Origin of the sequence: Bradyrhizobium sp. Arg237L, from assembly GCF_029990105.1 — a bacterium.
Classification (GTDB): Bacteria; Pseudomonadota; Alphaproteobacteria; order Rhizobiales; family Xanthobacteraceae; genus Bradyrhizobium.
The window spans coordinates 1-290 of record NZ_JAQMIL010000273.1; the positions used below are offsets into that span (position 1 = coordinate 1).

Annotated in this window: 1 pseudogene; it reads left to right on the plus strand. The window is 61.4% G+C overall.

Annotation, left to right across the window (positions count from 1 at the left end):
* A pseudogene (locus OZ411_RS43285) lies at positions 1–290 on the plus strand (4Fe-4S ferredoxin); the annotation flags it as partial.

The following is a 290-nucleotide window of genomic DNA, read 5'->3' on the forward strand; positions in this document are numbered from 1 at the left end:
CAGTGCGGCCTGTGCAAGTCGACCTGTCCGGAGAAGGTGATCACGCTGGTGCCGCGGCTCGATTTCGGCGCGTCAAGAGCCCCTGCCCGCATCCTCAAGGAGGAAGAGCCATTCTCGTGCATCCGCTGCGGCAAGCCGTTCGGCGTCAAGAGCACGATCGAGCGCGTGGTCGCCAAGCTCGAAGGCAAGCACTGGATGTATAAGGATTCGCCGCGCAAGCTCGACGTCATCAAGATGTGCGACGATTGCCGCGTCAACTTCGTCGCCGAACAGGGCTTTGAATCCTACGG